At 46.8% G+C, this 17,518-nt stretch carries 16 protein-coding genes; 6 read left to right on the forward strand and 10 right to left on the reverse strand.

Features of this window, described 5'->3' with window-relative positions; all coding sequences use genetic code 11:
* Positions 1–13: 13 nt before the first annotated feature.
* From MHH79_RS14555 to zapA, 4 genes are all read right to left on the reverse strand, one after another.
* Entirely contained in the window at positions 14–2,371 is a 2,358-nt protein-coding gene (locus tag MHH79_RS14555; protein ID WP_251218145.1) for an endonuclease MutS2, read from the reverse strand.
* Positions 2,372–2,391: 20 nt separating this feature from the next.
* On the reverse strand, positions 2,392–4,104 hold the full coding sequence (gene polX / locus MHH79_RS14560; protein WP_063335829.1) for a DNA polymerase/3'-5' exonuclease PolX: 1,713 nt from the start codon (positions 4,102–4,104) through the stop codon (positions 2,392–2,394).
* Positions 4,105–4,177: 73 nt separating this feature from the next.
* Positions 4,178–4,711, reverse strand: a complete 534-nt coding sequence (locus tag MHH79_RS14565; protein ID WP_014477597.1) for a CvpA family protein — start codon at positions 4,709–4,711, stop codon at positions 4,178–4,180.
* A 6-nt stretch (positions 4,712–4,717) separates the two neighbouring features.
* Entirely contained in the window at positions 4,718–4,975 is a 258-nt protein-coding gene (gene zapA, locus MHH79_RS14570; RefSeq protein ID WP_003229534.1) for a cell division protein ZapA, read from the reverse strand.
* A 133-nt stretch (positions 4,976–5,108) separates the two neighbouring features.
* Between zapA and rnhC the strand changes: the two genes are divergently transcribed.
* Positions 5,109–6,050 carry a ribonuclease HIII gene (gene rnhC, locus MHH79_RS14575; protein WP_063335828.1) on the forward strand — a complete coding sequence of 314 codons (942 nt, stop codon included), beginning with the start codon at positions 5,109–5,111 and terminating at the stop codon, positions 6,048–6,050.
* Between the two features lie 193 nt (positions 6,051–6,243).
* Here rnhC and pheT read toward each other — a convergent pair whose 3' ends face one another.
* Complete coding sequence (pheT, locus tag MHH79_RS14580) at positions 6,244–8,658, reverse strand: phenylalanine--tRNA ligase subunit beta (RefSeq protein ID WP_340034680.1); 2,415 nt, start codon at positions 8,656–8,658, stop codon at positions 6,244–6,246.
* Between the two features lie 15 nt (positions 8,659–8,673).
* Positions 8,674–9,708: a phenylalanine--tRNA ligase subunit alpha gene (pheS, locus tag MHH79_RS14585; RefSeq protein ID WP_004398818.1), complete on the reverse strand. Its 1,035-nt coding sequence runs from the start codon at positions 9,706–9,708 to the stop codon at positions 8,674–8,676.
* An 81-nt stretch (positions 9,709–9,789) separates the two neighbouring features.
* Here pheS and MHH79_RS14590 point away from each other — a divergent pair, with 81 nt between their 5' ends.
* The gene (locus tag MHH79_RS14590; RefSeq protein ID WP_004398812.1) at positions 9,790–9,996 is read left to right on the forward strand and encodes a hypothetical protein; all 207 of its coding nucleotides are present in this window, start codon (positions 9,790–9,792) and stop codon (positions 9,994–9,996) included.
* Positions 9,997–10,062: 66 nt separating this feature from the next.
* Here the strand turns inward: MHH79_RS14590 and MHH79_RS14595 are convergent, their stop codons facing one another.
* Positions 10,063–10,809 (reverse strand): RNA methyltransferase, encoded by a 747-nt coding sequence (locus MHH79_RS14595; protein WP_340034681.1) that lies wholly within the window; start codon positions 10,807–10,809, stop codon positions 10,063–10,065.
* 118 nt (positions 10,810–10,927) lie between these two features.
* Between MHH79_RS14595 and sspI the strand changes: the two genes are divergently transcribed.
* The 4 genes from sspI (at position 10,928) to MHH79_RS14615 (ending at position 15,164) form a co-directional block, all read left to right on the forward strand.
* A complete protein-coding gene (gene sspI / locus MHH79_RS14600; protein WP_021480275.1) occupies positions 10,928–11,143 on the forward strand; it encodes a small acid-soluble spore protein SspI in 216 nt (71 codons plus the stop codon).
* 68 nt (positions 11,144–11,211) lie between these two features.
* Positions 11,212–12,318 carry a CdaR family transcriptional regulator gene (locus tag MHH79_RS14605; protein ID WP_015483539.1) on the forward strand — a complete coding sequence of 369 codons (1,107 nt, stop codon included), beginning with the start codon at positions 11,212–11,214 and terminating at the stop codon, positions 12,316–12,318.
* A 102-nt stretch (positions 12,319–12,420) separates the two neighbouring features.
* Positions 12,421–13,833, forward strand: coding sequence for a glycolate oxidase subunit GlcD (glcD, locus tag MHH79_RS14610; RefSeq protein ID WP_340034682.1), 1,413 nt, complete (start codon positions 12,421–12,423; stop codon positions 13,831–13,833).
* Entirely contained in the window at positions 13,830–15,164 is a 1,335-nt protein-coding gene (locus tag MHH79_RS14615; RefSeq protein WP_340034683.1) for a (Fe-S)-binding protein, read from the forward strand. The genes glcD and MHH79_RS14615 overlap by 4 nt, the downstream gene beginning before the upstream one ends.
* A gap of 38 nt (positions 15,165–15,202) precedes the next feature.
* Here the strand turns inward: MHH79_RS14615 and MHH79_RS14620 are convergent, their stop codons facing one another.
* From MHH79_RS14620 to cstA, 3 genes are read right to left on the reverse strand one after another with little or no spacing between them, the layout of a single operon-like run.
* Positions 15,203–15,571 carry a VOC family protein gene (locus tag MHH79_RS14620; RefSeq protein ID WP_250541141.1) on the reverse strand — a complete coding sequence of 123 codons (369 nt, stop codon included), beginning with the start codon at positions 15,569–15,571 and terminating at the stop codon, positions 15,203–15,205.
* Positions 15,486–15,674: a hypothetical protein gene (locus tag MHH79_RS14625; protein ID WP_080467363.1), complete on the reverse strand. Its 189-nt coding sequence runs from the start codon at positions 15,672–15,674 to the stop codon at positions 15,486–15,488. The genes MHH79_RS14620 and MHH79_RS14625 overlap by 86 nt, the downstream gene beginning before the upstream one ends.
* A complete protein-coding gene (gene cstA / locus MHH79_RS14630; protein ID WP_014477607.1) occupies positions 15,617–17,413 on the reverse strand; it encodes a carbon starvation protein CstA in 1,797 nt (598 codons plus the stop codon). Before cstA ends, MHH79_RS14625 begins: the two co-directional genes overlap by 58 nt.
* Between the last annotated feature and the right edge of the window lie 105 nt (positions 17,414–17,518).

Raw genomic sequence — 17,518 nt, forward strand, 5'->3', positions numbered from 1 at the left:
GCCATACTCCCTTTTATTTTAGTTCAACAACCGTAACGCCTGATCCTCCCTCACCTGCTTCACCGAAACGGGAACTTTTGACGCTGCGGTGGTTTTTCAGAAGATCCTGTACGCCTTTTCTTAAAGCGCCGGTTCCTTTTCCGTGGATGATTGACACTCTTGGATATCCGGCTAACACCGCATCATCCAAGTATTTTTCAACCCGGCTGAGGGCATTTTCATAGCGTTCGCCGCGGAGATCAAGTTCAAGCGATACGTGATAGTCCTTTCCCTTGACCGCTGTAATGATTTTTTCTTTTTTTGGCTCCGGAGCTGATTTGATAAACTCCAGATCTTTTTCTTTTACTTTCATCTTTAAAATACCGATTTGAACATTCCATTCATTGCCGCCTGTTTTTTCGAGCAATGTTCCTTTTTGCCCGAAAGTGAGGACTTTCACCTCGTCACCAGGCTTAAAGTCGCGTTTTTGCGCTTTTGGCTTTTCCGGTTTCTTGGACTTTTCAAAAGCCGGCATAGCGCCTTCTAACCGTTTCTTCGCGTTAATCAGCTCGTGATCCTTGAAGGATTTGTGTTCTTCTTTTATGGAGCGCAATTCATGAATAATGTCCTCGGCTTCTTTCATTGCCGCTTTTACTTTTTCAGCAGCCTGCTGTTCTGCCTCTTCAAGCATTTTGTCTTTTTTGCTGTTAAGCTCGATGATTTGCTGCTGCAGCTCTTTATGCAGTTTTTCCGCTTCTTTTCTGATTGATTCTGTCTCAGAAAGCTCTTCTTCCGCACGTTTTTTGCTTTGTTCCAGCGACGCAATCATCGTATCGACTTCGTTATGCTCGGCCGTCATTTCTGACTTCGCCTGCCCGATGATATGGTCCGGAAGCCCGAGGCGTTTTGAAATTTCGAAAGCATTGCTTCGACCCGGCACACCAATTAAAAGTTTATAGGTCGGTGACAGCGTTTCAATGTCAAATTCAACGCTGGCATTCATGACGCCTTCTCTGTTATAGCCGTACGCCTTCAATTCCGGATAATGCGTCGTAGCTAACACTCGTGCATTGGTGCGATGCACGTCATCCAAGATGCTCATGGCGAGGGCCGCCCCCTCCTGTGGGTCTGTCCCTGCACCAAGTTCATCGAAAAGCACAAGGCTGTTTTCATTGACCTGTTCTAAAATGCCGACAATGTTCACCATATGGGATGAGAACGTGCTTAAACTTTGCTCAATCGACTGTTCATCACCGATATCAGCGAATACGTACTCAAATACTGCCGCTTCTGACCCTTCATCTGCCGGGATATGAAGACCTGATTGCGCCATTAAGGTTAGCAGGCCTAACGTTTTAAGGGTGACTGTTTTCCCCCCGGTGTTTGGCCCTGTGATGACAATTGTTGAAAAATCGCGGCCAAGCTCGATGTCATTGGCAACAACCTGGTCAGGCGGAAGCAATGGATGGCGGGCTTTTTTCAAACGGATAAAGCCGGTGTCGTTCATAATCGGTTTTGTCGCTTTAACCGCTTTTGCATATCTAGCTTTTGCAAAAATAAAGTCAAGCATCTGCAACACTTGCAAATCTAGAAATAGCTCCTCTGTATGCTCTGCCGTTTTCTCTGTCAGCACACGCAAAATCCGTTCAATTTCTTGCTTTTCTTTCACTTTCGCCTGCTGAAGGGAATTGTTCATATCTACAATCGCCTGCGGTTCAATGAATAGTGTCGCACCAGAGGATGAGGTGTCGTGCACAATTCCTCCATAGCTGGATCTGTACTCCTGTTTGACCGGGATCACAAAGCGGTCATTCCGAATCGTAACAATCGTATCAGACAGCATTTTCGAAGCGGAAGAGGAACGCAGCATCGACTCTAACCGGTCTCTGACTCTTGATTCGAGTGTTCTGAGCTGTGTGCGGATTCCTCTTAATGTTTCCGATGCATGATCAAGCACTTCTCCGTGATCATCGATGCAGGAATTAATGTCCCGCTCTAAATCGGACAGCGTGATAAGCTGTTCAGCATGCTGATGGATCAGCGGAATGTCGACACCGTCTTCAGCCATTTGGGTGATAAAATGTTTCATTTGTTTAACTGCATAAAGCAGGCCTGAGATTTCAGTGAATTCAGAAGGACTGAGAACGCTGCCGATTTCCGCCCGTCTTAATGCCCCTCTGATATCAACAAGGCCGCCAAATGGCGCTTGGCCTCTCAGCCGGATAATGTCAGAAGCTTCGTCTACTTCATCCAGCTGTTTTTTGATTTCGTCTATAGAAGCAGAAGGCTTAAGCTCGAGAAGCATTTCTTTTCCGAGCGATGAAGCGGCATGCCCAATAACCTGTTCTTTCACTTTATGAAATTCAAGAGCTGATAATACTTTTTGCTGCACGATTGTGTGAGCCTCCTTACTTAATCGTTGCGCTTCAGAAATGCCTCTACGTCTTTAAGCGACCGGGCATTCAGAACGTTTTTCGTTTCCGTCCATCCTTTGCGCGCGGCAGTAACGCCAGTTTTCATATCGTCTAACATCTCAATATTATGGGCATCAGTATTAATCACCAATGTAACCCCTTGTTCGTTTGCTTTCATTAAATGCTCTGTGCGCAGATCAAGGCGCGCAGGGTTGGCGTTGAGTTCAAGCGCCGTATTTGTTTTCCTCGCAAGCTCAATCAGCTGATCAATATCGATTTCGTAACCGGCCCGTCTGCCGATAAGGCGCCCGGTCGGGTGTGCGATAATGTCAACATGCTTGTTTGTCAGTGCCGTCTCAAGCCGTTTCATAATCACGTGTTCCGGCTGATTAAAACTGGAATGAATCGATGCAATAACGATATCCATTTCCGCAAGCACATCGTCATCATAATCGAGCGTACCGTCAGGCAGGATATCCATCTCAACGCCTTTCAAAATACGGAAGTTTTCAAACTCTGCATTCAGCGCGTCAATTTCTTTTGCCTGCTGCTTAAGTCTTTCTGCAGTAAGCCCGTTGGCGACCTTTAAATATTGTGAGTGATCGGTGATCGCCATGTATTGATAGCCTTTTTTGATGCAGGCTTCAGCCATCTCTCTGATCGAAAATGCGCCATCGCTCCACGTTGAGTGCATGTGGAGATCACCTTTGATTTGCCCGATCTCTATCAGTTCAATGCTGTCGCTGTAAGTTTCCACTTCCTGTCCGCTTTCACGAATTTCCGGCGGAATCAGCGGCAGGCCGAAGTGCGCATAAAATTCACGTTCACTCGGAAATGTTTTGATCTCTCCGGTTTCAACTGTCTCAACGCCGTATTCACTGATCCGCTCGCCGCGTTCTTTGGCGATTTGGCGCATCTTAATATTGTGATCCTTTGAACCCGTAAAATGATGGAGTGTTGTCGGAAACTGCTCTTCCGTCACAAGACGGAAATCGACGCTTGTTTCATATTCAAAGGAAAGGATGACGGACACCTTCGTATCTCCGCTTGCGATCACGCTTTTGATGTTTGGCAGCTCAAGAAGCTGCTCTCTTACTTCAGCCGGATGATCTGTAGCAATGATATAATCCAGATCCTTCACCGTTTCCCGCGCTCTGCGGAGACTTCCGGCACGAGAAAATTTGATGATATGCGTAAATTGAGAAAGATGCTCCTCAATTTCCCGCGCGATCCGGAGGGCGTATCCGATCGGGAACCGTTCAGGCTGTTTTCCGGCTTCCCCGAGCGCCTGTAATATTTTTTCTTCCGATTTTTTGCCGAAGCCCGCAAGACCCTGGACCTTTTGCTGCTCACAGGCTTCCTTCAGAGATTCTGCATCGTGTACGCCGAGCTCTTTATACAGCTTTGCGATTTTTTTGCCGCCGAGCCCTGGCAGCTTCAATAAAGGCACGAGTCCTTCCGGCACTTCTTTCTGCAGCGATTCGAGCGTGCTTGACTTTCCTTCATCTATATACTCTTTAATGACGCTGTACGTTCCTTTTCCAATGCCGGACAGCGACATCATATCGTCCATTTCTGATAAACTGCGGTCATCCTGTTCCAGGGCTGCCGCTGCTTTTCGGAAGGCGGATACTTTAAACGGGTTGTCCCCTTTGAGTTCCATATAGACTGCAATGGTTTCAAGCAGCCGGATAATATCTTTTTTATGCATATCATAACCCCCAGACGTTCACATATGTTTCCATCATACTTGAAAAAAACTTCTCCGGACAAGAGAAGTTTTTTTATGCCCCGTACTGTGTCCACAGCTCTTGTAGGAGCCCTGACAAGTATGGTGTATGGTTAATGATCACATTTGCGAGAGACGATTGCCCCATCATTTGCTGCAGTGCATCTATCGGAAGAACGGATGCGACATACAGCAGCACAAATGTAAATAAATAGACTTCTAGAAAACCGAGAACGGCGCCCAGCATCTGGTTGATTTGTTTAATCACCGGAATGCCGGCTACAATACTCAGGAACGAGCCAATGATTCTCAGTAAGATTTTAGCAATGATAAATAAAACGATAAACGCAATCGCATTATAGTACGCTGCTTCCAAATTCCCCGTAAAAAAAGAAAGAGCCGGCTGTCCTGCTGAAAAATCAGGTGCGGGAATCCAATGTAAATGCGGTGCCACGTTTTTATAGAATAAAGCCGCAAAGGCAATTGATAAAATAAAGCTCGTCAAGCGGATAAACTGCAGGATAAAACCGCGTTTTAACCCCAGTAAAGTCCCCATCAGGAGCAAGATTAAGATGATGATATCTAGCATAGTTGTTCAATCCTTTTCTTTAAGCTGACGCTCCAGTTTTTCACATTTCTCTTGTAATTTGACATAATCGTGCACCACATTTACCGCTGTCAGCACTGCAAGTTTATTTATATCAAGGTATGGATTTTTTTCATTGATTTCTCTCATTTTATCATCAACAATTCCGGCGACATACCTCATATGGGCTCTGCTTTCTTCACCGACAATCGTGAAGTGCTGGCCGTAAATGTCAACGGTTGTTTTTGTTTTTTTGCCGTCAGACAACGTTTCTCCTCCATTCCGCGAGAATCCTAGTTCTTATCATAACACGTTTATTAAATGAATGGAAAGACGAGCCTCCCGCTGTTATGATACACTGGTATATACAGCGAAAAGTGTAAAAAAAGGAGATTATTACGTGTCCCATTCAGTGATAAAAGTATCGTTGTCTGCTATTGACCAAATGAAAATGACATACAGTGGTTCGCTTACAGCCTCTGTTCCGCAGGGAGCCGTTTTTCAGGCGAAACCGCCCGGCTGTACCATTACAGCATATAAATCAGGCAAGGTCTTGTTTCAAGGCAAAAACGCAGCGGCAGAATCCGCGCGCTGGGGAACAGCGGAGCCTCAGGAAAAGAAGAAAACGGCCAAAAAGCCGGCTGATCCCCGCTATGCCCCTCCGGCAGATATCGCCGGAATGTCTGTTATCGGTTCTGACGAAGTCGGAACCGGAGATTACTTTGGCCCAATGACGGTTGTATGTGCGTACGTCGACAAAACCATGCTTCCTTTAATGAAGGAACTCGGTGTTAAGGATTCTAAAGATTTAAAAGATCCGCAAATCATCGAGATTGCCCGAAACCTGATCAAAACCATTCCATATAGCCTGCTGGTTTTAAAAAATGAAAAGTATAACAGCATGCAGGAAAAAGGCATGAGCCAAGGGAAAATGAAAGCTTTGCTGCACAATCAGGCGATCACACATATATTAAGAAAATTGGATGGAGTAAAGCCTGAAGCCATTTTGATTGACCAATTCGCTGAGCCAGGCGTCTACTTCAATCATTTAAAGGGCAGAGACATTGTGAAGGAGCGGACCTATTTTAGCACAAAAGCTGAAGGTATTCACCTGGCTGTCGCCGCTGCTTCAATCATTGCAAGATATTCGTTTTTAATGGAAATGGATAAACTATCACGCGAGGCAGGAATGACGCTTCCAAAAGGGGCCGGTCCGCACGTCGATGAAGCGGCCGCCAAGCTGATCCTCAAAAAAGGGGCATCTGCACTCAGAACCTTTACAAAACTCCATTTCGCCAATACGCAAAAAGCGCAGCGCCTTGCTGATAAAAAACGTTCATAGAAAAAAGCTTGCAGATTTCTCTGCAAGCTTTTTTCATCTTTTCAGCGTGATTGAAAACCCTAGAAGTCTAGGAAAGGCGAGCATTGGAGCACAGCGAATGTTCTCATTCGTGAGCACCAACGCGCAGACCTGACAACGAATGCGGGGGTTTGCCGACACGCTGAGCTTGCAGATTTCTCTGCAAGCTTTTTTATCAGCCTCTTAAAACAGCTTGATATGTGTCTTCTAACGCTTTCAGCACTTTGCTGTGCGCCTTTGTCACTTCTTCTTCAGTCAGTGTTTGTTCAGGGTTGACATACTGGAGTGAGAAAGCGACTGACTTCTTGCCTTCCTCCATATGTTCGCCTTCGTATACGTCAAAGACAGTTACCTCTTTCAGAAGCTTGCCGCCAGCCTCTTTAATGACGCTCTCAAGCTGGCCGCTTGTGACGGTTTTATCTGTTACAAGAGCAATATCACGTGTCACAGACGGATATTTCGGAATCGCCGTGTAAACAAGAGGTGCTGTTTCTGCTGCGAGCAACGCATGAAGATCGAGCTCAAATACGTATGTTTCCTTTATATCCAGTTCTTTTTCCAATGAAGGATGGACTTGGCCGATGAAGCCGATCAGAGAACCATTTAATAAAATGTTCGCTGTTCTGCCCGGATGCAGCTGTTTGCGTTCTGACTGTACAAATTCAATGCTGTCTAGGACGTTGAGTTTGTCTAACAGCCCTTCCACAATTCCTTTGACAACAAAGAAATCAACTGGTTTCTTTTCACCCTGCCATAGCTGCTTGCGCCATAATCCGGTAACAGCTCCTGCTACGCGTTCTGTTTCAACAGGTTTTGTGTCCTCTTCCTTCGTCAGGAAAACGGAGCCGACTTCGTACAGTGCAACTGAGTCAGTCTGCCTCGCGAGGTTGTAAGAAACAGAATCAAGCAGATTCGGAACAAGACTGTGTCTGAGAATGCTTCTTTCTTCACTCATTGGAAGCGCAAGCACAGTATTCAGTGATTTTTCAATCGCAAACGCTGCCGCTTTCTTCTCATTTGTCAGTGAGTAAGTGATGGCTTGTGATAAGCCTGCGCCTTCAAGGAAGCGTCTGACTTTACGGCGTTTTGCCTGGTATGGCGTTAATCCGCCTGTAGTTCCCGCTGTCTCAGGAAGCGTAGACGGAATGTTATCGTAGCCGTACAGTCTTGCCGCTTCTTCGATTAAATCCTCTTCTATTGTAATGTCGCCGCGGCGTGATGGGACAGTCACAACGAGAAGTTCACCCGCTTCACCGACCGTAAAACCGAGACGTTTATAAATGCTGATCAGTTCTTCTTTACTGATCGTCAGGCCTAGAACGCTGCTCACTTTGTCAGCAGATACGTGAATGTTATTTGCTTCGATTGTCAGGTGATCTTCCTCAACTGTTCCAGCAAGCACCTCACCGCCGGCATACAGATGGATCAGCTGCGCAGCCCGTTCTGCTGCAAGACGTACGCGCGCCGGATCAATTCCTTTTTCAAATCTTACGCTTGATTCACTTCTCAAACCAAGGTCTTTGGAAGCCTTGCGAACCGTCTGCCGATTGAAATACGCAGCCTCAAGCAAAATCGTTTTCGTATCTTCCTGAACCTCTGACTCTGCTCCTCCCATGACACCCGCAACGGCCTGCGCTTTCGTTCCGTTTGTAATGACAAGGTGATCGGCGGACAGCTTACGTTCTTGATCATCAAGAGTGACGAGCATTTCATTCTCAGCTGCTTTTCGTACTACGACTTCCTTAGAGCCAAATCTGTCATAATCAAACGCATGAAGCGGCTGTCCGTATTCCAACAGGACAAAATTTGTGATGTCAACGACGTTGTTGTGCGGACGAATGCCTGCATTCATCAGCTTTGTCTGCATCCAAAGCGGTGACGGAGCAATCGTGACATTTTTAATGATTTTTGCAGTGTACAGCGGGTTCGCTTCTTGATCTTCAATTTTGACTGCAATGTAATCAGACGCTTGTTCTGAAGCAGCCGGGTAATCCGTTTGCGGAAGCTTTACCTCAGTGTCTAAAATCGCGGCAACCTCGTAAGCAACACCAAGCATGTTCATGGCATCCGCGCGGTTTGGCGTTAAACCCAGCTCAAGAATCGCATCGTCAAGCTGTAAAGCCGCTAAGGCATCGCTTCCTGTTTCAGCGTCATTAGGGAATACGAAAATGCCTTCTGCATACTCCTTCGCCACAAGTTTGCTTTCGATACCAAGCTCCTGTAAGGAACAGATCATGCCATTTGATTCTTCACCGCGAAGCTTGGCTTTTTTGATTTTGAAATTGCCCGGCAGCACCGCTCCGACAGTTGCAACCGCGACTTTTTGTCCCTTATCCACATTCGGCGCGCCGCAAATGATTTGTACAGGGGCTTCAGCACCGATATCCACAAGGCACTTATTCAGCTTATCAGCATTCGGGTGCTGCTCGCGCTCCAGCACATGGCCGATGACAACGCCTTTGATGCCTTCTCCTTTGTATTCAATTCCTTCAACCTCAATACCGGCTCTTGTAATTTTTTCAGCAAGAACAGCCGGGTCCATGCCTTTTAAATCAACATAATCCTCTAACCATTTATAAGAAACAAACATCCTTGCATCCTCCTCTTACGCCTGTTTAAACTGCGAAATAAATCTGACATCGTTTGTATAGAAGTGGCGGATATCATCAATGCCGTATTTCAGCATGGCGATGCGCTCAACACCCATTCCGAATGCGAAGCCCTGATATTCCTTCGGATCAAAGCCAGCCATTTTAAGCACGTTCGGGTGAACCATTCCGGCGCCGAGGATTTCAATCCAGCCTGTTCCTTTACATACTGAACAGCCGTTTCCACCGCATTTAAAGCATGTCACATCCACTTCTACTGAAGGCTCAGTAAACGGGAAAAAGCTTGGGCGGAGTCTGATTTCGCGGTCTTGCCCGAACATTTTTTTCGCAACGAGTTCAAGCGTTCCTTTTAAATCACTCATGCTGATGTTTTTGTCAACGACAAGCCCTTCAATTTGCATAAATTGGTGAGAGTGCGTCGCATCATCGTTATCACGGCGATATACTTTACCCGGGCAAATGATTTTAACGGGACCTTTGCCTTCATGCTTTTCCATCGTCCGTGTTTGGACAGGAGAAGTTTGCGTTCTCATCAAAGTCTCCTCTGTGATGTAAAAGCTGTCCTGCATATCGCGCGCAGGGTGTTCTTTCGGAAGATTGAGCGATTCGAAGTTGTAGTAATCCGTTTCAACCTCTGGCCCTTCCTCGACTGTGTAGCCCATACCGATAAATAAATCTTCAATTTCTTCAATGACAACAGTGAGCGGATGGCGGCCGCCGACTGCAACAGGGTTCCCCGGCAGCGTGACGTCAATTGTCTGTCCTGCAAGCTTCTGCTTCATTTCCTCTTCTTCAAGCTTCTCGTTTTTGTCAGCAATCGCATTGGCAATACGCTCCCTTACTTCGTTCGCGAGCGCCCCCATTTTTGGACGTTCCTCAGCAGAAAGCTTGCCCATTCCGCGCAGCACTTCTGTAATCGGCCCTTTTTTTCCGAGATATTGCACCCGAATATCATTGACAACCTTCAATGAGCTTGCCGCTTCTACTTGTTCTAAAGCTTCTTGTTCCAGCTGTTTTAGCTTTTCTTCCATTTTGCATCCTCCTTTTATGTAAACAAACCGTCATATGTCTTTGGAAAATAAAAAAAACCCGTCCCTTGTACAAGGGACGAGTTGTGGCCGCGGTACCACCCTTATTTCAGACAGACTGATGCTGTCGTCAGCTTCATTGACATAACGGAATCAGATTCCGGTTCACCTTTACGCGCAGTGTACGCGGTCCCGGCGACAACTCAAGAGGTGAAGCCAATTTCCGGCTGCGTTAAAAATGCTCTCAGTCAGCGGCATTTTCTCCCTGGAAAGCAGTTGATCAGAAATTGAGGTCCTCTGTCACGGTTTTTGAAATATTATGTTCTATTATAGAGAAATCCAACGCTTGGCGCAACACTATCCTCGCAAGTGATACACGAGGATGGCAGCCGCAACCGCAACGTTTAGTGATTCAGCCTGTCCGTAAAGCGGCACGTATAGGTTCAAATCCGTTTTTTCCAGCAATGCAGCATCCACCCCTGCACCTTCATTTCCTACAATGAGCGCAAAGGATTCAGACTGAGGAATCTCCTGGTAAGGCGCTCCGTTTTGCAGCGCCGTGCCGTATACTTTTACGCCCTCTGCCTTCAAATCGTCCACATATGAAGGCAGGTTTCTTCTCACAACAGGAATATGGAAGTGAGATCCTTGAGCAGATCGCAGTGTTTTTCCGTTAAAGGCGTCCGCCGTGCCGTCACCGAGTACAACCGCATCCAAACCGGCCGCATCAGCCGTTCGAATCATTGTGCCAAGGTTTCCCGGATCTTGAACAGCGTCAATCAGCAGCACCTTGCGTGCCGTTGCCAGCTTTTCTTCAGGCATATGGCACACAGCGGCAAGCTGCTGCGGCGTTTCGGTTTCAGTCACAGCTGAAAACGCATCTTCACTCAGCATATAGCACTGGATACCAGTCTCAAGATCTGAAGGAATCTTCGTTTCATCCTTTACAAGGATTTCTTTCACAATGCCCGGGCTTTTCAACGCCTCTTCAACGAGGTGTTCTCCCTCTATCAGAAATGTATTTGTTTTTGTTCGTTCTTTTTTTGTGTGAAGCTTTTTCCAATCCTTCACTTTTTGGTTTTTTGCCGATTCTATTTGTTTCACTGTCTATGTGGCGCTCCTTTTTTTAACATGATGTTATTATATCGCAAGAACAGCACATAATAAACCAGGTGCAGGGTTAGAATATACGTATTACATTTTAGAAAAAGGAGCGTTTTACATGGATCTTAATTTACGTCATGCCGTCATCTCCAATGTCACCGGCAATAATCAGGAGCAGCTTGAGCATACAATCGTAGATGCGATTCAAAGCGGTGAAGAAAAAATGCTTCCAGGGCTCGGCGTTTTATTCGAAGTCATTTGGCAGCACGCATCTGAAAGTGAGAAAAACGAAATGCTGAAAACGCTTGAAGGCGGATTAAAACCCGCCGAATAAGACATGAAACCGGGTGACAGCGCCCGGTTTTTTTCTTATATAATAAAAACATGATGAGGGGGAACGCCATGTTTTTACAGCCGTTATTAGCGAAAAAAATTATTGCTGAAGTTAAAAAAATGTACGAACGTGAAGTCATAATTGTAAACACGGACGGTCTTATTATGGCAGGCACAAACGATGAGCGTGTCGGACAATTTCATGAGGGAGCGCTTATCTGCGCAAAAGAAAGACGCAGCGTGATTATTACAAGAGAAGATGAAACAAGGTTAAAAGGAGTGAAAGCAGGCATAAACCTCCCTGTATTTTTTGACCATGATGTGATCGCCGTCTTCGGGCTGACAGGTGAGCCTGCAGAGATTCAGCCATTCGGAGAACTGCTTCGAAAAATGACAGAGCTGTTCATTAAGGAATCACGGCATTTAGAGCAATCCCAGTGGCGTGAGAGAATGCTGGAGTCCTTTATGATCGATTGGCTGCAATTAAAGGAGTGGTCTCCCAGTTTTCTTGAGAAAGCTCAGCTTCTTGGTGTTGACCTTTCCTCCCGGCGCCAAATGATTCTGATTCAGGGGTATGAGTGGTCACGTCATGATATTGAACAAATGGCACGCAGCTGGAAATCCTCGTACCCTGCGGATTTGTTCATCAGGTGGGGAAATGAACGGATTTTGATTAATCATGAAGTGCCGCAGCATGAACAAAGGGATCAGCTTTTACGGAAGATCCTTCACATTTGTTCGTTTGCCAATACCGCAAGCAGCCAATATACAGCAGCTGGCGCCGGAAGGGCTGTCGCAAGCTCCAGCCTGACAGATTCATACGAGCAAGCGGAAAAAGCGCTGGCTGTCAGCCTTAAGCGAAAAACGCCCATATTTGAAGAGGATCTGAAGCTTGATATGTGTCTGACGGAGATCAGCCCGGGAACCCGAAACGAATTTCCGCAAAGAGTATTAGGAGAGGCGCTAGAGCATCAGGAACTTATGAATACGTTACGGACTTTCTTTCATCTCGATTTGTCTTTGAAACAAACCGCAGAAGATATGCATATTCATATCAATACATTGCGATATCGTCTGGCTAAGGCTGAACAGCTGACGGGTTTACGTTTTGACCGTACCGAGGACATCGTCACGATGTACGTCGCCCTCTATTTTTTAGATCAAGATACAAAATAGAGAGAGTTTCAGTTTCATTTTTTGTATGTTTCTCCATGGAAGGCTTTGCTTTTTTTCTTTTACAATAGATTGAAAGCGTTTTTTGACAGGGGGATGGGTAAAATGATCACCAAGGATGTAAAGGAGCAGCTGATTCGGGTCTCCGGACCAGAAAACTTTGATGACTCGACTGCCGGCCGTCTCGTCTATTCATATGATGCGACGCCTCAGTATCAGTCTATGCCTGATGCCGTGATTGCTCCGAGGAGTACTGATGAAGTATCACGCATTTTAACAATTTGCAGCGAACATCGAGTGCCGATCGTTCCAAGAGGATCAGGGACAAACCTGTGCGGCGGCACGTGCCCGACTGAAGGCGGACTTGTGCTTCTCTTTAAGCACATGAACCAGATTCTTGAGATTGATGAAGAAAATTTAACTGCCACAGTTCAGCCGGGCGTCATTACGCTGGATATGATCCGCGCGGTTGAAAGCAAAGGTTTGTTTTATCCGCCTGACCCGAGTTCTATGAAAATATCAACCATGGGCGGAAACATCAATGAAAATTCCGGCGGGCTCCGCGGATTAAAATACGGCGTCACCCGCGACTATGTTATTGGACTGGAGGTTGTGCTCGCAAATGGTGACATCATCCGCACCGGCGGAAAACTCGCAAAGGATGTGGCCGGATACGATCTCACACGTCTTTTTGTCGGCTCAGAAGGAACACTCGGCATTGTGACAGAGGCAATCGTCAAGCTCGTTCCAAAGCCTGAAACAAAAAAGACGCTGCTTGCCCTATATGAAAATATCGATGCCGCTGCTCAAACGGTATCAGACATCATTGCCGCAAAAATCATACCCGCCACGCTTGAATTTCTCGACCAGCCTACACTATTGGTGATTGAGGATTATGCCAAAATCGGACTGCCGACAAACGCAAAGGCGGTTCTATTAATTGAGCAAGACGGACCGCTTGAAATCGTGGCACGGGATATGGAAAAGATTGAGGTGATTTGCAAAAAAGGCGAGGCCGTTTCCGTTCAGACCGCACAAACGGAGGAGGAAGCATTCGCCCTGACTGAAGCACGGCGCTCTGCACTTTCTGCCCTTGCCCGCCTCAAGCCAACGACGATTTTAGAGGATGCGACCGTTCCTCGCTCAGAAATCGCCAATATGGTAAAAGCGATTAATGATATTGCTGCTAAATATGATATTTCCATCTGCACCTTTGGCCATGCGGGAGACGGGAACCTCCATCCGACATGCACGACAGATATAAGAGATCAAGATGAGATGGAACGTGTCGAACAGGCCTTTGCCGAGATTTTTGAGAAAGCGATTGAACTTGGCGGCACGATAACCGGAGAGCACGGAGTCGGGGCAATGAAAGCGCCTTACTTGGAAATGAAGCTGAAAAAAGAAGGCATTGATGCGATGAAAGCGCTGAAAGCGGCATTTGACCCCCGGAACATATTAAATCCGGGCAAAGTGTTTGCGAAAGATGCCAGAAAACGTGTGGTGGCGGAAAGATGACAACAGAAAAAGAAATGAAACAGATCCAAAATGAGTTTAAAGAGCGCATGGATGAAGGCGAGCTTTTGAATTGTATGCGCTGCGGCTTCTGTCTTCCTTCCTGTCCGACCTATATCGAATCGGGATTTCAGGAAACACACTCTCCGCGCGGGCGTATCGCCTTAATGAAAGCCGTAGCCGACGGTATGATTGAACCGGATGAAGATGTCGAACGGTCGCTGTCACTTTGCCTCGGCTGCCGCGCCTGTGAACCTGTATGCCCGTCAGGCGTGAAATACGGACAGCTGCTTGAGGAAGCCAGAGATATTATCCACCAAAACAAAAAACACTCGCTCGGCGCACGTGTCATGCGAAAGACGGCTTTTCTCGAGCTGTTTCCTCACCAAAACCGCATGCGATCAGCTGTAAGCCTTATCGGTTTGTATCAGCGGTCAGGACTGCAAACAGCTGTGCGAAAATCAGGCATGCTTCGGGTCCTGCCTGAGCATTTGCGAACGATGGAAGCCGTTCTTCCTGATGTTCCTCAAAGCAAAGACATGAAACATCGGCCGCGTTTCCTGCCGTCCATTGGCCCCATGAAAAAGCGGGTTGCCTTTTTTTCCGGCTGCTTAATGGATACAATGTTTTTACCGACCAATAATGCCACACTGAAGCTTTTACAGCTGGCAGGCTGCGACATTGTCATTCCGCCTGAACAGGCTTGCTGCGGGGCGCTTCATGGACACAGCGGTGAAAAAAACACAGGGAAAGAGCTCGCGAAACAAAATATCGCTGCTTTCGAAGCATTAGACGTGGATGCAGTCATTACAAACGCAGGAGGATGCGGAGCCTTTCTTACCGAATATGATCATTTGCTGAAGGATGACCCGGAATGGTCGGAGCGAGCCGCCGCTTTTGTTCAAAAGCTGAAGGATTTTTCTTCCGTTTTGGTTGAACTCGATTTCCATCAAATGGACTTAGCGCTCGAGACACCTCAGGTCGTTACCTACCAAGATTCATGCCACCTAAGAAATGTAATGCATACGTCGCTTGAGCCCCGCCAGCTTCTTAAAAGCATCAAAGGGGCTGAATTCAAAGAAATGGAGAAAGCAGACAGCTGCTGCGGGTCAGCGGGAATTTACAACATCGTCGAAGCTGAAATGTCTATGAAAATACTGGACAGCAAAATGGCTGCCGTCAAAGCAACCGAAGCGATCCTCATTGTAACAGCAAATCCCGGCTGCCTGCTGCAGATGAAGCTCGGGATTGAACGCGAAGGACTAAGCGGTAAAGTCAGAGCCGTTCACCTGGCTGATCTGCTATTGGAAGCAGCCGGGCACAAAACATCATGAGAAAGCCCAAAACAGAAATTGTTTTGGGCTTTTGTGCGTTATTCCATCGGACTGCAAATTTCGATATAATGTCCATCCGGATCAGCGATATAGGCGACCGTCTGCCCCCATGGTTTCACTTTCGGCTCCCCGATAATCGATACGCCTTGTTCTCTCATCCTTTTGATGATCGCTTCTACATTTTCAGTAACAAACCCAATTTCAAATGTGTTTGAAGCAGATGTATCCGGAATGTCCAGCGCCGTGATGTCTCTGGCGCTTTCCCGGGTATTAAGCGCCAATATCGTAGACCCTGTATCAAATTCGACATACGTGCCGTGTTCAGCACGAATCGGCAGTCCTAAAATATCCCGGTAAAAATGAATAGCCCGCTTGCTGTCCGATACGTATAGAATAAGATATTTCATTGATAGATTCATTGCCACCCCCCCTCAGCATTTTCAATAGTCCTTCTAGCCCGGTATAGACGCTTCCATCCTTAAGCTCGGATCTTTCCACATCTGCGCCCATTTTTTCACAGCCGCCACGATAATGATGAAGCCTAACACCAGCATGATGATAGATAATACGCCATTCAATACACTATATCCTGCTGCTTCAGGATTGAGATACACATTGCGCACCATCCAATAGCCCGCATAATTGACAGTGACATATAAATAGGCAAGCGGGATAAGGCAAGTCAGAATGTACCGGCGTTTATCAGCGATTTTCAGCACGATGGTCGCTCCGATAATCAGCCCCACTGAAGCCATCAGCTGATTAGAAACGCCGAACAGCGCCCAAATGGAACCGATATCTCCTGAATACAGCAAGTACCCCCACATCAAACAGGCAAGCGCGCTGGCAAATACAGAGCCAGGAATCCAGTCTGTTTTCTTCAGCGGTTTATACACCTCCCCGAAGAAATCCTGGATCAAATAACGGGCAACGCGTGTGCCGGCGTCAATCGCTGTTAAAATAAAGACCGCTTCAAACATAATGACAAATTGGAAAAAGTATGAGGCCAAATGGCTGAAAAACGGCATTCCGGTAAAAATATAAGTCATTCCCACCGCAAGCGTAACGGCTCCCCCTGTTCTTCCTTCTAAGTCCAGACCGATTTCCCTGCTCAATTCAGGCAAATGTACGACATTCATGCCAAGCGTACGGAAAACCTCAGGCGTGCTGTTAATCGCAAAGTAATCAGCAGGCTGTAAAGCGGTCGCTGCAATCAGCGCCATGATTCCGACAAGACACTCAACAAGCATTGCGCCAAACGCAACCGGCTTCATGTCACTCCATTTATTCAGCATTTTCGGTGTCGTTCCTGAGCCGACAAAGGCATGGAACCCAGAGATCGCCCCGCAGGCAATGGTTATTGAGATAAACGGCCAGACAGGTCCTGCCAGCACCGGCCCGCCGCCTTTTACGAATTCTGTAAATGCAGGGAACGGAATGGACGGATTGACGACAAACACACCAACAATCAAAGCGATAAAAACACCGATTTTCATAAAGCTGCTTAAATAATCACGCGGAGCAAGAAGCAGCCAAACGGGAAGCGCAGCCGCAAAAAACGCATAAACAGGAAGCGCGATTGCAAGCGTTTTCGTATCTAGCGTTAAAAAGTCACCTAGCGCGGTAGTCTGTACCCATGGACCGATAAAGACTCCTGCCATTAAAAAGAGAAAGCCGACCGTTGAAGCGAGCTTTAAATTTCCCGTTTTCTTATAAAATAAGCCCACACCCATCGCAATCGGAATCGTAATCCCTACCGCAAATGTTCCCCATGGATTACGTTCAAGCGCATGCAAGACAACCATCGACAGGCCAGCCATTGTGATCGTGATGATAAACAGCATGGACAGTCCTGTACAAAATCCTGCAACAGGGCCAAGCTCATCCTTCGCCACTTCCGACAGCGATTTTCCGTTTTTGCGCATCGATGCAAACAACACCACAATATCATGGACGGCTCCCCCAATTACCGCCCCGATTAACAGCCACAATAATCCCGGCAAATAGCCAAACTGCGCCGCCAGAATGGGTCCGACCAACGGCCCGGCCGCTGCGATCGCAGCAAAGTGGTGGCCGAACGAAACCCATTTATTTGTAGGCACATAGTCTTTCCCATCCTCAAGCGCATGAGCAGGTGTTGGCTTGTCATCATTCACTTTGAGAACCTTCACCATCATAAATGTTCCGTATAAACGATAGGCAATAGCCAAAATACACATTGATGCTATCACAATTGTAACCGCATTCATTTTCTCCCATCTCCTTTGCTGTTTTTCATAAATATATCACAATTTCATGGTGAAAAGCGGTCATTTTTTCCTATACAAAAAGCCGGCTTGAACGGGCCGGCTCGT

Origin of the sequence: Bacillus sp. FSL K6-0993 (assembly GCF_037977205.1) — a bacterium.
Taxonomy (GTDB): Bacteria; Bacillota; Bacilli; order Bacillales; family Bacillaceae; genus Bacillus; species Bacillus subtilis.

Excerpts from the sequence above, each read along its gene's own strand:
- polX (WP_063335829.1), bottom strand. The coding sequence starts at position 4,104 with ATGCATAAAAAAGATATTATCCGGCTGCTTGAAACCATTGCAGTCTAT.
- MHH79_RS14565 (WP_014477597.1), bottom strand. The coding sequence starts at position 4,711 with ATGCTAGATATCATCATCTTAATCTTGCTCCTGATGGGGACTTTACTG.
- pheT (WP_340034680.1), bottom strand. The coding sequence starts at position 8,658 with ATGTTTGTTTCTTATAAATGGTTAGAGGATTATGTTGATTTAAAAGGC.
- pheS (WP_004398818.1), bottom strand. The coding sequence starts at position 9,708 with ATGGAAGAAAAGCTAAAACAGCTGGAACAAGAAGCTTTAGAACAAGTA.
- sspI (WP_021480275.1), top strand. The coding sequence starts at position 10,928 with ATGGATCTTAATTTACGTCATGCCGTCATCTCCAATGTCACCGGCAAT.
- MHH79_RS14605 (WP_015483539.1), top strand. The coding sequence starts at position 11,212 with ATGTTTTTACAGCCGTTATTAGCGAAAAAAATTATTGCTGAAGTTAAA.
- glcD (WP_340034682.1), top strand. The coding sequence starts at position 12,421 with ATGATCACCAAGGATGTAAAGGAGCAGCTGATTCGGGTCTCCGGACCA.
- MHH79_RS14615 (WP_340034683.1), top strand. The coding sequence starts at position 13,830 with ATGACAACAGAAAAAGAAATGAAACAGATCCAAAATGAGTTTAAAGAG.
- MHH79_RS14620 (WP_250541141.1), bottom strand. The coding sequence starts at position 15,571 with ATGAAATATCTTATTCTATACGTATCGGACAGCAAGCGGGCTATTCAT.
- MHH79_RS14625 (WP_080467363.1), bottom strand. The coding sequence starts at position 15,674 with ATGGGCGCAGATGTGGAAAGATCCGAGCTTAAGGATGGAAGCGTCTAT.
- cstA (WP_014477607.1), bottom strand. The coding sequence starts at position 17,413 with ATGAATGCGGTTACAATTGTGATAGCATCAATGTGTATTTTGGCTATT.